This window comes from Caulobacter sp. FG7 (assembly GCF_057808875.1).
On record NZ_JBMDIW010000007.1, the window covers coordinates 58,093 to 72,466 of the forward strand.

The window sequence follows — 14,374 nt, forward strand, 5'->3', positions numbered from 1 at the left end:
CTTACCGCGGCCGCGATCCGGCGGCGCTTCGCCAGCGCCTTATAGTGGCGACTTGGGCGGCATTGAGAAGCGTCAGCCGGGAATATTGGCCGAAAGCTCGGCCAGCCAGGCGTCGGCGCTGGCGTCCGAGGGCATGCGCCAGTCGCCGCGCGGCGACAGCGCGCCGCCGGACGAGATCTTCGGCCCGTTGGGCACGGCCGAGCGCTTGAACTGGTTGGCGAAGAAGCGCTTGAGGAACAGTTCCAGCCACTTGCGGATTTCGGCCAGGTCGTAGGCGCGACGGCCGCTTTCCGGCAGGCCGGCCGGCCAGGCGCCGGCCTGCGCGTCATGCCAGGCGCTCCAGGCCAGGAAGGCGATCTTCGACGGCGCCATGCCGTAGCGGCTCATATAGAAGAGATTGAAGTCCTGCAGGGCGTAGGGGCCCACGAAGCTCTCGGTGGCCTGGGTCTGCTCGCCTGGCACCAGTTCGGGCGAGATCTCGGTGGCCAGGATGTCGTCGAGCAGGGCGGTGGTCGCCGCATCCACGTCGCCGGAATGGGCCACGAACCGGATCAGGTGCTGGATCAGCGTCTTGGCCGCCCCGCAATTGGGGTTGTAGTGGCTCATGTGATCGCCGACGCCGTAGGTGCACCACCCCAGCGCCAGCTCCGACAGGTCTCCGGTGCCCACCACCAGGGCTCCGTTGTGGTTGGCCAGGCGGAACAGGTAGTCGGTGCGCAGGCCCGCCTGCACGTTCTCGAAGGTGACGTCGTAGACCGGCTCGCCGCGCCCGAAGGGGTGGTCGAGGTCCTTGAGCATCTGGGTCGCGGCCGGGCGGATGTCGAGCTCGGCGGCCGTTGTCCCAATGGCCCGCATCAGCCCCCAGGCGTTGTCCTTGGTGCGGTCGGAGGTCGCAAAGCCCGGCAGGGTGTAGGCCAGGATGTTCGAGCGCGGCAGGGAAAGCTGGTCCATGGCCTTGGCGGCCACCAGCAGGGCCTGGGTGGAATCCAGGCCGCCCGAGATGCCGATCACCAGCCTTTTCAGGCCCGAGGCCTCGAGCCGCCGCGCCAGGCCCTGGACCTGGATGTTGTAGGCTTCGTAGCAGTTCTCGCGCAGCTTGGCGGGATCCGACGGGGTGAACGGGAAGCGTTCGACCGCGCGGGCCAGGGCCAGGTCGCCGGCCGGCGGGGCGAACTCGAACGGAACGATCCTGAACGGGACCGCCGGCGGGGCCAGCATCATCGCGTCGCCGAAGCTGCCCACCCGCATACGCTCCTGGCGCAGGCGCTCGACGTCGACGTCGGCGTAGGTCCAGGTCGGGCCGGTGGAGAAGCGCTCGGTCTCGGCCAGCAGGGCGCCCATCTCGTGGATGTCGAGGTGGCCGTCCCAGGCGACGTCGGTCGAGCTCTCGCCCGCACCCGCCGCCGAATAGACATAGGCGGCGATCGCTCGCGACGACTGGCTGGCGCACAGCAGGCGGCGGGTCTCGGACTTGCCGATGGTGATGTTGCTGGCCGACAGGTTCAGCAGGATTTCGGCTCCGACCAGGGCCTGGGCGGTGCTGGGCGGGTTGGGCGTCCAGACGTCCTCGCAGATCTCGACGCCGACGGTGAAGCCGCTGGCGCGGAACAGGATGTCGGTCCCGAACGGCACGTCCTGGCCGGCCAGGGTCAGGGTCTTGCCGGTGACGCCGGCGCCCGGCGTGAACCAGCGGCGCTCGTAGAACTCGCGGTAGTTGGGCAGGAAGCTCTTGGGCACGACGCCCAGCACGCGGCCGGCGTGGATGGCGACGGCGGTGTTGTAGAGGCGCCCGGCGTCGCGCAGCGGCGCGCCGACCACGAACAGCGGGGAGAGTGTCTTGCTCTCTTCGGCCAGGGTGGCGATCGCCGCCTCGACGGCGTCCAGCAGGACCTCCTGCTGCAGCAGGTCGTCGATCGAGTAGCCGGTCAGGCCCAGTTCCGGGAACGCCATGACCGCCACGCCCTGGTCGTGGCCCAGGCGGACGAGGTCGAGCACGCCCTGCGCATTGGCGGTCGGATCGACCAGCTTCACCTTCGGCACGGCGGCGGCCACGCGCACGAAGCCATGACGGTAGGGGGAGAAGAACGACGGACTACCCACGCGGTCGACCTTTCGAGGTTATGCTGAAAATGAGCATAAGTCTGTGTCCAGCTATATCCGGTCCGTGCGCCGTTGCATAGCGGTCGCACACGGTGACGTTTCGGCCAGCTTGCTTGACCCTGGCGGCCTCGCATGTCACGTGCGGGCCGCGCAGGCGTCCGCGCCGTCCACAGACATAAAAGCCGAAGAGCCAGAGCCCATGCCCGTCTCGCCGATCAAGATGGCCGACGCCATCCGCGTCCTCTCGATGGAGGCCGTGCACAAGGCCAAGTCGGGTCACCAGGGCATGCCGATGGGCATGGCCGACGTGGCCACCGTGCTGTTCAGCAAGTTCCTGAAGTTCGACGCCTCCAAGCCCGACTGGGCCGACCGCGACCGTTTCGTGCTGTCGGCCGGCCACGGCTCGATGCTGCTCTACTCCCTGCTTCACCTGACCGGCTACAAGGCCGTGACGATGAAGGAGATCGAGAACTTCCGTCAGTGGGGCTCGCTGACGCCTGGCCACCCCGAAGTGCACCACACCCCGGGCGTGGAGACCACCACCGGTCCGCTGGGCCAGGGCCTGGCCACCTCGGTCGGCATGGCGATGGCCGAGGCGCACCTCGCCGCCCGTTTCGGCGCCGACCTCGTCGATCACCGCACCTGGGTGATCGCCGGCGACGGCTGCCTGATGGAAGGCGTCAGCCATGAAGCCATCAGCCTGGCCGGCCGCCTGAAGCTGTCGAAGCTCACGGTCCTGTTCGACGACAACAACACCACCATCGACGGCGTGGCCACCATCTCCGAGACCGGCGACCAAGTGGCGCGCTTCAAGGCCGCCGGCTGGGCCGTGAAGGTCGTCGACGGTCACGACCACGGCAAGATCGCCGCCGCCCTGCGCTGGGCGACCAAGCAGGACCGCCCGACCATGATCGCGTGCAAGACGCTGATCTCGAAGGGCGCGGGTCCGAAGGAAGGCGACCCCCACAGCCACGGCTACACCCTGTTCGACAGCGAGATCGTCGCCGCCCGCGCCGCCATGGGCTGGGACGCCGCGCCGTTCACCGTGCCGGACGACATCGCCAAGGCCTGGAAGAGCGTCGGCCGCCGCGGCGCCCGCGTCCGCAAGGGCTGGGAAGCCGCCGTCGCCGCCTCGGACAAGGGCGCGGACTTCACTCGCGCGGTGGTCAAGAACCAGCTGCCGGCCGACGCCTTCGAGAAGCTCGAAGCCCACATCGCCGCCGCTGTTGAAGGAAAGCCGGTCAACGCCACTCGCGTCCACTCGGGCTCGGCGCTCGACCAGCTGATCCCGGCCATCCCCGAGATGATCGGCGGCTCGGCCGACCTGACCGGCTCGAACAACACCCTGGTCAAGGGCATGGGCGCCTACGACACGCCCGACTACGCCGGCCGCTACGTCCACTACGGCGTGCGCGAGTTCGGCATGGCCGCGGCCATGAACGGCATGGCCCTGCACGGCGGCGTGATCCCGTACTCGGGCACCTTCCTGGCCTTCGCCGACTACAGCCGCGCCGCCATTCGTCTCGGGGCGCTGATGCAGGCCAAGGTCATCCACGTGATGACCCACGACTCCATCGGCCTGGGCGAGGACGGCCCGACCCACCAGCCGGTCGAGCACGTGGCCAGCTTGCGCGCCATCCCCAACCTGCTGGTCTTCCGCCCGGCCGACGCCGTCGAGGCCGCCGAGGCCTGGCAGGTGGCCCTGCAGCAGAACACCACCCCGTCGGTGATGTGCCTGTCGCGCCAGAAGACCCCGCACGTCCGCAACTCGGCGAGCGAGAACCTGGTGGCCAAGGGCGCCTACGAACTGCTGGCGGCCGACGGTGAGGCGGCCGTGACGATCTTCGCCACCGGCACCGAGGTCGGCCTGGCCGTGGCCGCCCGCGAAGTGCTGCAGTCGCAAGGCAAGCCGACCCGCGTGGTCTCGGTTCCCTGCTGGGAGCTGTTCGACCAGCAGCCGGCAGCCTACCGCAAGGCGACGATCGGTTCGGCGCCGGTGCGCGTGGCCGTCGAGGCCGGCATCCGCCAGGGCTGGGAACGCTTCATCGGCGAGGACGGCAAGTTCGTCGGCATGACGGGCTTTGGCGCCTCGGCTCCGTTCGAGCGCCTCTACAAGGAGTTCGGCATCACCACCGAGGCGGTGGTCGAAGCCGCGGGCGCCTGACTGCGACATAGGCCATGCGCAGGACGGTGATCGCGGTTTCGGCGGCCGACGACGGCAAGGGCGGCCGGCGTTTCGAAGCGGAACTACCTGCGCCGACACGGTCGGGCTGGCTGGAGATCTCGGTCTCCAGCCCGGTTCCGCTGGTCAGCTGCCAGGTCAGCTGGCGGCGTCTCGACCGGGAGGGCTTCGGCCCTCCTCTTGAACTGGGGCAAGGCCCGGACGATCGCTTGCTCGCGATCGTGCGGGTGACCCAGCCGATGGTTCGGGTCCGCCTGTTTCCCAACCCCGCCGACGGCCATGTGGCCGAGACATTGGACCTGGCCGTACGGACGGTCCCGCTCTGGAGCGTCGGGCTCAAGCTTGCCGCGCGGGGCTGGAAGGTGGCGCGGTCTGAACCGCTGCGGGCCTTGCGCGCCGTTCCCAGGGCCTGGGCCATCCTGACGTCGCGCGGGTCCAGCGCCTTGCCGCGACTGGGCGTGGCCGGTCGCGAGGACTGGCGCGCCGACTATGACCAGTGGCTGGCCCGCGAGGCCTCCGAGCACGCCTCGCTCGAACCGGCTGGGACGCCCGACGGGCCGGTGATCTCCGTGCTGGTGCCGGTTTACCGGCCACCGTTGCCTCTCCTCGAGGCCGCGATCGAGAGCGTCAGGCGGCAGAGCTATCCGCGCTGGACCTTGGTGCTGTCGGATGACGGCTCGGAAGATCCTGAGCTGAAGACCTTCCTGCGGTCCGCCGCGGCCTCGGACGACCGCATCGTCCTGGTCGAGCGGCCGGTCAATGGCGGCATCGCCGCGGCGACCAACGACGCCTTGGCGGCGGCGGAGGGCGACTTCGTCGCGTTCCTCGATCAGGACGACCTGCTGGCGCCCGACGCGCTTCTGCAGGTGGCGGCGGCAGTGACGCGACGCCCCACGGCCGTTCTCGTCTACAGCGACGAGGACAAGATCGACGAGCAGGGCCGGCGCAGCGATCCCTTCTTCAAGCCGGACTGGGATCCCGACCTGATCCTGGGGCAGAACTATCTGAACCACCTGACCGTCATGCGCCGGACGGTCGTGGTCGAGGCCGGCGGCCTGAGCAGCGCCTACGACGGGGCCCAGGACTACGACCTGGTGCTGCGGGTGACCGAGCGCGCCGCTTCGGCCGACATCGTTCATGTCGCCAAGGTCCTGTATCATTGGCGCGCGGTGGTGGGCTCGACGGCCTTGTCGGTCGACGAGAAGCCGACGGTGCTGGAGGCGGCCCGCCGCGCCGTGGCCTCGGCCCTGGCGCGTCGCGGCGTCGAGGCGCAGGTCTCGACCCTCGACAGCGCCCCTTACCAGCTCGTCCGCTATCCCGAACCCTCGCCGCCGGTTCTGGCCTCGATCGTCATCCCGACGCGCGATCGCCACGACTTGCTGAGCATGTGCCTCAGGACACTGGACGCCCGCACCGCCTACGAGCGTCGCGAGGTCGTGATCGTCGACAACGGGACGACCCAGCCCGAGGCGCTGAGCCTGATCCAGGCCTGGTCCACGGCGGGCAAGGCGCGCGTCGTGCGCGACGATGGCGACTTCAACTTTTCGCGGCTGATCAATCGTGGCGTCGCGGCCAGCACGGGCGAGATCGTCGTGCTGCTGAACAACGACATCGAGATCACCCAGCGCGACTGGCTGTCGGAGATGGTGGCCCAGGCCAGTCGTCCGGGCGTCGGATGCGTCGGCGCGAAGCTGCTCTATCCGAACGATCGTGTGCAGCACGCGGGCGTCGTGCTCGGCATGGGCGGGATAGCCGGTCATTGGCAGGCCGGCGCGGAGATGCATGACCTTGGCTATGCCGCCAGGCTGGCCCTGGCCTGGCGCCCCAGCGCCGTGACGGCCGCTTGCCTGGCGACCCCGCGGCGCACCTTCGACGCGGTGGGCGGCTTCGACGAGCGGCTGACCGTCAGCTTCAACGACGTCGACTACTGCCTGCGGGTGCGCGAGGCGGGCGAGGCGATCGTCTGGACGCCGAACGCCGTACTGCGCCACCATGAGTCCGCATCCCGCGGCCGGCACGACGCCGATGTCCCGCACGCGCCGGTCGAGACCGAACTGATGCAGGAGCGATGGGGCGCGCTGATCGCGCGCGATCCGGCGTTCAACCCCAACCTCAGCCTGGCCAGCCAGACGACCCGGTTGCGGGTCTAGGCCAGGGCGCCGACCGCATCGAGGCGCTGCACGATCAGGGCCTCGATGCGGCGCGCCATGGCTTCCTCGGTCGGCATGGCCGCCACCAGGGCCAGACCGTTGGCCGAGCGTTCGGCGCGTTCGGCGGCGTCGTCGAGAAGCGCGTTGATCTGAGCCGCCATGACCTCGGGCCGCGGGTCGCCCAGCAGGGCGATGTCGCGTCGGCCGGCGTAGTTGATCTCACCGTCCCCACGGTCGATGTCCACCACGGGCAGGCCGCAGGCCATCATCTCGTAGGGCGTCAGGCTGGGATTGGTCGGCGAGAAGGTCAGGCCCACGTCCGCCGCGCGATAGGCCTTGGCCAGATCGGCGATCGTCGGCGTCAGGCCCAGGACCTCGCATTCGAACGGCATGGTCATCCGTCGCAGGGCGTTCGAGCCGAACAGCGAGATCCGCACGTTCGGCCGCTGGGCCTTGAGCGTCTGCAGGGTCTCCAGGCCGAGCTCGAAGCAGCGTCGCGGCATGTCAGGCTTGGCGAAGAAGATCACCCGCCCGCCGGCGGCCTCGAAGGTCCGGTCGGTCGCCGCGCTGTAGACCGTCGTGTCGATCGGGAACTCGAAGTAGTCCGCCGCCGCCCGGTAGTCGCGCCTGAGGAGGTTCGAGCACCAGGGGCCTGAGCAGATGGCGTACAGGCCCAGGCGATAGGTGTTCTCGGCCCGGATGTAATCACTGCCCATGGGATAGAAGTACGGCTCGAAGTCCTGCACGAAATAGATCACCTCGCGCGCGACCGCGCGGTGTCGCAGGGCAGTGTCGACCGTTGACCAATGGGTGGCCATCAGGACGTCGGTGCGCTCCAGCGAGCCGTCGAAGCGCTTGATCTGGCCCGCGATGGGATAGAAGTGCGTGTGGATCAGCTCAGCCAGTTCGGCGGATGACTTGTCGGTGTCGAGCACCTCGATCCGCACTTCGTGGCCGAAGCGCGCGAGATGGTGGGCGGCGCGCAGGATGTTGCGATGGCCGCCGCCGCCGATCAGCAGTCCTGGCAGCAGCCAGGTCACGGTCAGCCTTTCCCGGCGCACCGGCGGCGTGGCCGAGCCGGCATCCGGAACCGAGCTGTCGTCAAATCCGAGGGCGGCGAGCGAAGCCTCGGCGAGAACCTTGCTGGACCAGTGCGTCTCGGCGGCGACACGCGCGGCCGCGCCGACGCGGGCCCGCGCGTCGGGCGAGGCGAGCATGTCCAGGGCGCGCCGCCAGTCTTGCGGCGTGCGGGCCAGGAAGCCGTCGACGCCGTCGTTGATCGCCTCCGAGAAGCTGCGGGTGGCCGAGGCGACGGTGGGTACGCCGACGAGGCCCGCCTCGAAGATCTTCAGCTGGCTCTTGCCTTCGCAGAACGGGTTGCCGATCTCCAGCGGCGCGAGGTTCACGTCGATCTCGGCCAGCAGCTTGAGCATCTGCGCATAGGGCATGAAGGCGTGACGTTCGACGCGGTCGGCGAACCGGTCCCAGTCCTTGCCCAGCTCCAGCAGCCCCACGAGCACGAACACGGCGTCGGGATTGTCGGCCATGAAGGCCAGCAGCGCGGGCTCGCATTCCAGAAAGTCGTGCTGGTGGGTGGCCGAGCCGCTGAAATAGCCCAGTCGCAGGGTACGGCGCGGCGGTGGAGGCGCGTCGACGCGCTCAGCGGCCAGGGCCTCGGCGAGGGCTTCCTGCAGGCGGTTGACGGTGTTGGGCACGACCCTGGCCTTCAGTCCGGCCGAGACGATGCGGTCCCGCAGAAAGGAGGTGGTGGTCGTCGTCTCGTCGCACGCCTGCATCGCGCGGCGATATCGCGCCACGTCGGCGGCGTAGAGCGTCTTGTCCTCGGCGGGCCAGTCCTGGATGGTCCGCACCTGGCCGACCGTTTCTGGCTCGAACACCAGGTCGTCGACATCGAAGGTCACGCCGGCGCCGCGGCTGCGGGCGTAGGCGACGAGCGCTTCCAGTCCCGGTTCCCACGGGGCGCGGAAGATGACCAGGCGGCGGAACGCGAGGTTCAACCTGACGGCGGCCTCGAGATCTTCCATCCGCAACGCCGCGGCGCGCAGCCCTCGCCGGCGCAGTTCGTCCATGACGTTGTAGACGCGATAGCGCTTGCTCTCGCCGTCGATGCAGCCGACGACGAAGATCACGTCGAAGGCGCCGCCGGGGGCGATCTCGAACGGCCGGTCTTCGAAGCTGCGGACGGTGGCGTCGCGCGAGCGTCGTGCGGGGCGCAGCAGGGCGCGCAGCCCGCCGTCGCCGAAGCGCTCCTTGAAGGCGCGGATCGGCGCAGTGATCCTCCAGGAGGTCGACTGCCGGAGCGCATCGATCTCGCCGCGCAGCCGCTGGATCTCGGCTTCGGCGTCGCCAGGTCGCTTGGCGCTCATGCCGGTTTCTCCGAGGGGGGGCGCGAGACGATCCGTTCTACGCCGGCTACGGCGTCGACGCCGTCGGACGCCACGGTCCAGCCAAGACGAGCCAGGACCGGGGCCATGCCTTGCGGGCCGGGCAGGAAGACGGTGGCCGGCGTCATCGCCGCGGCGGCGAAGACCGGGATCTCGATGACCAGCAGGGCGCCGGCGGCAAGCTTGTCGCCAAGTCGCGAGAGCGCCGCCCCAAGGTCGCGTTCGTACTGCAGGCAGTTTTCGGCCAGGATCAAATCGCATCCGACCGGGACCGTCGCCAGGGTGCGGTGCAGCGGGATGGCGCAGGTCGCGAGCGCGGCCGAGGCGCGGGCGTTGACCAGCGAGGGTTCCACGGCGTGGGATTCGCCGAACAGCGCCTCGCCGGCGATCGCTGTCAGGGCCGCGCCGGCGCCGTATTGGCAGAACCTGGCCTTGGACGGCGTTCCATGAGCGGCCAGAACAGCTTCCAGCTTCCGGCGGCCATCATCGAGTTCCAGGGCCAGGGTGCGGGCGTCGCCATGGCGCGGGGTGTGGAGGCGGTCGCGTTCCTGGCGGATGGCCTCGTCCGCGGCCGAGGCGCGCATCGACAGGAGGGCAAGGTTGGCCATTGCGCCGCACGCCGCGCATCCGCCGACCAGGACGGCTGCGCCGTCCTGGGCGAGGACCCTGCCGAGAGGCTGCAGCGCGCCGGGCTCGCCACAGCACGGACAGGAGATCACGGCTCGTTCCAAATCGTTCAACATCGATCCCCGCGAGGGGGCCTTGGCCGAAGGCCAGGGCGCGGCCCCCTCGCGATCCATTCTATCAGGCGTGGGGGGCGTACTTGACCAGATTGCGCAAGTAGATCCCGTACTCGTTCTTGAAAGTCTGACCCAGGGCGTCGAGCTGTTCGTCGGAAATCCAGCCCTCGCGCCACGCGATTTCCTCCGGGCAGGCGATCTTGAGACCCTGCCGGTGCTCGATGGTCCGCACGAAGTTGGCGGCGTCCAGCAGGCTCTCGGTCGTGCCGGTGTCCAGCCAGGCGGTGCCGCGCGGCAGGATGTCGACGTTCAGTTCACCGGCCTGAAGGTAGATGTCGTTGACCGCCGTGATCTCCAGCTCGCCACGCGCCGACGGCTTCACCGATTTGGCGATGCCGACCACCTTCTCGTCGTAGAAGTAGAGGCCGGTCACCGCCAGATTGGAGCGCGGCGCGGCCGGCTTTTCCTCGATCGAGATCGCTCGGCCGTTGCCGTCGACCTCGACTACGCCAAAGGCGCGCGCGTCGGCGACCGGATAGGCCATCACCGAAGCGCCGCTGGTGCGCGACGAGGCCTGCTTGAGCAGGCCCGTCATGCCGGCGCCGTAGAAGATGTTGTCGCCGAGCGCGAGCGCGCACGGCGCGCCGTCCACGAAGCGCTCGCCGATGAGAAACGCCTCGGCCAGGCCGCTCGGATTGGGCTGGACGGCGTACTGGATGTTCATGCCCCAGCGCGCGCCGTCCGACAGCAGCGCCTGGTAGGCCGGCGCCGCCGAGGGGGTCGAGATGATCAGCACGTCGCGGATGCCCGCGAGCATGATGGTCGCCAGCGGATAGTAGATCAGCGGCTTGTCGTAGATCGGCAGCAGCTGCTTGGACACGCCGATGGTGGTCGGGTGCAGGCGGGTGCCGTGACCGCCCGCCAGAATGATCGCCTTCATGGGAAGATGCCTCGTGGAGTGCGGGAGCGAGCTCAGGCCTTGAGCAGGCCGCGACGCTGGGCCGGGTCGGCCTTGTCGACCAGGGGCTCCCACCACCAGCGGTTGGCCAGGTACCATTCGACCGTCTTGCGCAGGCCGCTGTCGAAGTTCTCCTCGGCACGCCAGCCAAGCTCGGCGCGAATTTTCGAGGAGTCGATGGCGTAGCGCTGGTCATGCCCGGGCCGGTCGGCCACGTAGGTGATCAGCTCCCGGGCCGGCTTGGAGCCCGGCGCGAGTTCGTCGATCAGGTCGCAGATGGTGCGCACGACCTCGATGTTGCTGCGCTCGTTGTGGCCGCCGACATTGTATTTCTCGCCGGGGCGGCCCGTTTCCCAGATCAGCCGCAGCGCGCGAGCGTGATCGTCGACATAGAGCCAGTCGCGCACGTTCTGGCCGGTGCCGTAGACCGGCAGCGGCTTTTCGGCGAGGGCGTTGAGGATCACGACCGGGATCAGCTTCTCGGGAAACTGGTAGGGGCCGTAATTGTTGGAGCAGTTGGACACCACCACCGGCAGCCCGTACGTGCGCCACCAGGCCAGGGCCAGCAGGTCCGAGGCGGCCTTGCTGGCCGAGTACGGCGAGCTGGGATCGTAGGGGGTGGTTTCCTCGAAGAGACCGTCTTCGCCCAGCGAGCCGTACACCTCGTCGGTGGAAACGTGCAGGAAGCGGAAGGCGGCCTTGCGCGCGTCGTCCAGGCCCGCCCAGTAGTGGCGAGCGGATTCCAGCATGTTGAAGGTGCCGACGACATTGGTCTGGACGAAGACGCCAGCGCCTTCGATCGAACGGTCGACGTGGCTTTCGGCCGCGAGGTGGATCACGCCATCGGGTTGGAACGCGCGGAAGGCAGCGTCGACCGCCTCGCGGTCGCAGATATCGATCTGGAGCAGTTCATGGCGGCCGCTCTCGTCGAGGCCCGACAAGGAGCGCGGGTCGGCGGCGTAGGTGAGCTTGTCGACGTTAAGGACGACGTCATCCGTTCTTTCGATCAGATGTCTGCAAAGCGCGGAGCCGATAAACCCGGCGCCGCCAGTTATTAAAAGCCTCAATTTAAGGCACCCTCTGAGCGTGCGGAAGCGCGCCACTCTCTTAACTGAGCGTCGCCAGTGTGCCTAGGCCGTCCGGCCTGAAAGAAACCCTTCGTCTGTTTTTCGGCCGGCGGAGCGGCGCCAAAAAATTCGGTGGCGCGGCAAGGCTGCGTCGGCTATCTCAGCCCGACTACCCTAGCGGGTGCATGAAGGTTAGAGATAGATTCTCAAGCAATGACGTCCCTTAGAGAAATCGCCAAAGCGCTATTCGCGTGGCGCGTCTGGTGGGCAATCGCCGTTGAGGACGTTGTTGGCAGGTATAGGCGCACTGTAATTGGACCACTGTGGTTGGTTCTTTCCCAGGCGGCTTTCATCGCCGGTGTTTACCTGCTGCACAGGTCCTTGTTTGGTCAAGGCCAGGGAAATTTTCTGCTCTATTTGTCGATTAGTCTCCCGGCGTGGAGTCTGATCAGCAGCCTGCTCTCGGAGGGGGCGAACTCCCTGGTCCGTTCCAAGGGCTATGTTGAGTCCTATCCCCTGCCTCTGGCGATCTACCTGATCCGGACCGTGGCCAGCGCCTTCGTGACCTTCGCTCACCTTATAGTGGTGTTCGTCGTGGTCTCGTTGGCCGTCCGTCACATCCCCACCATCCATGCCCTGGCGGTGATCCCCGCCCTGGCGCTGGTGGCGCTCTACGGGTTCGGCGTGAACCTGATCCTGGCCCCGATCGGCGCGCGTTTCCGCGACATTCAGCCGGCCATCGGGTCGGCCCTCGGCCTGCTGTTCGTGCTGACGCCGATCTTCTGGATCCCCACGCCCGACCAACTGCACAATCCCATCCTGCAGCTCAACCCCTTCTACCACCTGCTTGAGGTGGTCCGGCAGCCGTTGCTCGGTTCCTGGGGCGACCCCCTGCACTGGATCGTCTCGTCCTGCGTGGCGCTGGGTTCGCTGGTGATCGGCGGCGTGGTCTATGCCCGGACCCGTCCTAACGTGGTGTATTGGCTCTAAGCATGGCTAATGTCGATCTCAACGGAGTGACCGTCGCCTATCCGCTGGCGGTCTCCTCGCGCCAGCGGTCGGCCTTCGGCGCCGCGGCCTCGAAGGCCCTGTCCTTCGGCCGTCTTGGCGTGGCCGAGGGCGGCGAAACCCGCGTCCTGGCGCTGAACAACATCAGCCTCTCTATCCCGGACGGCACGCGTCTGGGCATCATCGGCCGCAACGGCTCGGGCAAGAGCACCCTGCTCAAGACGATCGCCGGCATCATCACCCCGATGCGCGGTCAGCGCCATGTCAACGGCTCGGTCGGCTGCGTGCTCAGCCTCGGCGCGGGCCTCGACCAGGAGCGCACCGGCTACGAGAACATGAAGATGATCGCGCTGCTTTACGGCATGCGCGGCGCCGAACTGAAGAACGCGATCGAGGAAGCCGCCGACTTCACCGAGCTGGGCCCGTTCCTGGACCTGCCGGTGCGGACCTATTCCTCGGGCATGGTCGCGCGCCTGTGCTTCGCCATCGCCACGGCGCGTCATTCCGAGATCATGGTCATCGACGAGGTGATCGGCACCGGCGACAGCCACTTCATCAACAAGGCCGTCGACCGTATTCGCGCGCTCTGCAGCGCCTCGGGCGTCGTCATTCTGGCCAGCCATTCGCCCGACATCATGAACAGCTTCTGCGACACCGCGATCTGGATGGATGCGGGCAGGGTGGTCGCGCGCGGTTCGGTGGACGAAGTCTGGGCGAACTATAACTCCGCGGCCTGATCCCGCTTTGGGGCCGGAAGTCTCCGGCGCTGGTCGAAAATCTTGAGGGTGGGTATTCCGATGCGCGCACATTTGATCACTGGTGGCGCGGGCTTCATCGCGGTCGAACTGGTCCGCAGGCTCCTGGAGCGTTCCGAGCCCGTGCTGGCGGTCGACAACCTGTCGCGGGGCTCGGAAGCCTACCTGGCTCAGTTCTCGGACAATCCCCTGTTCCGCTTCGCCGCGGTCGATTGCGCCGATCTCGACGCCTTCATCGCGGCGGTTTCGCCGACCCACGCCGAGACGCCGATCTCGGACGTCTGGCACTTGGCGGCCAATTCGGACATTCCCGCCGGCGTGGCCGATCCGGGGATCGATCTGAAGGATACCTTCATGACGACCTTCAACACCCTGAAGGTCATGAAGAGCCTGGGCATTCCGTCGCTGCACTTCGCGTCCAGCTCGGCCATCTACGGCGACCTGGGCGACGTGGCGATCCACGAGGACATCGGTCCGCTGCAGCCGATCTCGAACTACGGCGCCATGAAGCTGGCGTCCGAGGCTCAGATCCGCGCCGCCGCCGAGGCCTTCCTCGGCCGCGCCGACATCTTCCGCTTCCCGAACGTCATCGGCGTGCCGGCGACGCACGGCGTGATCCTGGACTTCGTGCGCAAGCTGGCCGCGACGCCCGAGCGTCTCGAGGTGCTCGGCGACGGCACGCAGCGCAAGCCGTACCTGCACGCCGCCGACCTGGTGGACGCGATGCTGTTCATCGCCGACACCGCGCCGGGCACGTACAACGTGCTGAATATCGGCCCCCGCGACGAAGGCGTGACCGTGCGGTTCATCGCCGAGACGGTTCGCGACCGGGTGTCGGCTTCGGCGGAGATCGCCTATGGCGACACCAACCGCGGCTGGGTCGGCGATGTTCCCAAGTTCAGCTATTCGATCGGCCGCCTGGAGGCGCTGGGCTGGAGCCCGTCGCTCAGCTCGCGTGACGCCGTCGTCCGGGCCGTGAGCCAGATCGCCGACCAAGAAGGGCTCTAGG

The 14,374-nt window shown here is 68.2% G+C and carries 10 protein-coding genes; 5 read left to right on the plus strand and 5 right to left on the minus strand.

Annotated features, from left to right (window positions below; all coding sequences use genetic code 11):
* Positions 1-72: 72 nt before the first annotated feature.
* Positions 73-2,100, minus strand: coding sequence for an NAD(+) synthase (locus ACODR1_RS07595; RefSeq protein WP_488879907.1), 2,028 nt, complete (start codon positions 2,098-2,100; stop codon positions 73-75).
* A gap of 199 nt (positions 2,101-2,299) precedes the next feature.
* Between ACODR1_RS07595 and tkt the strand changes: the two genes are divergently transcribed.
* Positions 2,300-4,264: a transketolase gene (tkt, locus tag ACODR1_RS07600; RefSeq protein WP_488879908.1), complete on the plus strand. Its 1,965-nt coding sequence runs from the start codon at positions 2,300-2,302 to the stop codon at positions 4,262-4,264.
* A 14-nt stretch (positions 4,265-4,278) separates the two neighbouring features.
* Positions 4,279-6,432, plus strand: a complete 2,154-nt coding sequence (locus ACODR1_RS07605) for a glycosyltransferase family 2 protein (protein WP_488879909.1) — start codon at positions 4,279-4,281, stop codon at positions 6,430-6,432.
* Here ACODR1_RS07605 and ACODR1_RS07610 read toward each other — a convergent pair.
* The 4 genes from ACODR1_RS07610 to rfbB all read right to left on the minus strand — a co-directional run bounded on the left by ACODR1_RS07610 (position 6,429) and on the right by rfbB (position 11,602).
* Complete coding sequence (locus ACODR1_RS07610) at positions 6,429-8,819, minus strand: glycosyltransferase (RefSeq protein WP_488879910.1); 2,391 nt, start codon at positions 8,817-8,819, stop codon at positions 6,429-6,431. The genes ACODR1_RS07605 and ACODR1_RS07610 overlap by 4 nt on opposite strands.
* Positions 8,816-9,445: a class I SAM-dependent methyltransferase gene (locus ACODR1_RS07615; protein ID WP_488879911.1), complete on the minus strand. Its 630-nt coding sequence runs from the start codon at positions 9,443-9,445 to the stop codon at positions 8,816-8,818. The genes ACODR1_RS07610 and ACODR1_RS07615 overlap by 4 nt, the downstream gene beginning before the upstream one ends.
* Positions 9,446-9,641: 196 nt before the next feature.
* Entirely contained in the window at positions 9,642-10,517 is an 876-nt protein-coding gene (gene rfbA, locus ACODR1_RS07620; RefSeq protein WP_488879912.1) for a glucose-1-phosphate thymidylyltransferase RfbA, read from the minus strand.
* Positions 10,518-10,549: 32 nt separating this feature from the next.
* A complete protein-coding gene (rfbB, locus tag ACODR1_RS07625; RefSeq protein ID WP_488879913.1) occupies positions 10,550-11,602 on the minus strand; it encodes a dTDP-glucose 4,6-dehydratase in 1,053 nt (350 codons plus the stop codon).
* Positions 11,603-12,148: 546 nt separating this feature from the next.
* On the opposite strand from rfbB, the gene ACODR1_RS07630 reads away from it, so the two are divergent.
* Genes ACODR1_RS07630 through ACODR1_RS07640 form a run of 3 tightly spaced genes read left to right on the plus strand, consistent with a single transcriptional unit; the run spans position 12,149 to position 14,373 of the window.
* Positions 12,149-12,592, plus strand: coding sequence for an ABC transporter permease (locus ACODR1_RS07630; protein WP_488879914.1), 444 nt, complete (start codon positions 12,149-12,151; stop codon positions 12,590-12,592).
* Between the two features lie 2 nt (positions 12,593-12,594).
* On the plus strand, positions 12,595-13,347 hold the full coding sequence (locus ACODR1_RS07635) for an ABC transporter ATP-binding protein (protein WP_488879915.1): 753 nt from the start codon (positions 12,595-12,597) through the stop codon (positions 13,345-13,347).
* 60 nt (positions 13,348-13,407) lie between these two features.
* Positions 13,408-14,373: an NAD-dependent epimerase/dehydratase family protein gene (locus ACODR1_RS07640; RefSeq protein WP_488879916.1), complete on the plus strand. Its 966-nt coding sequence runs from the start codon at positions 13,408-13,410 to the stop codon at positions 14,371-14,373.
* Position 14,374 lies beyond the last annotated feature (1 nt).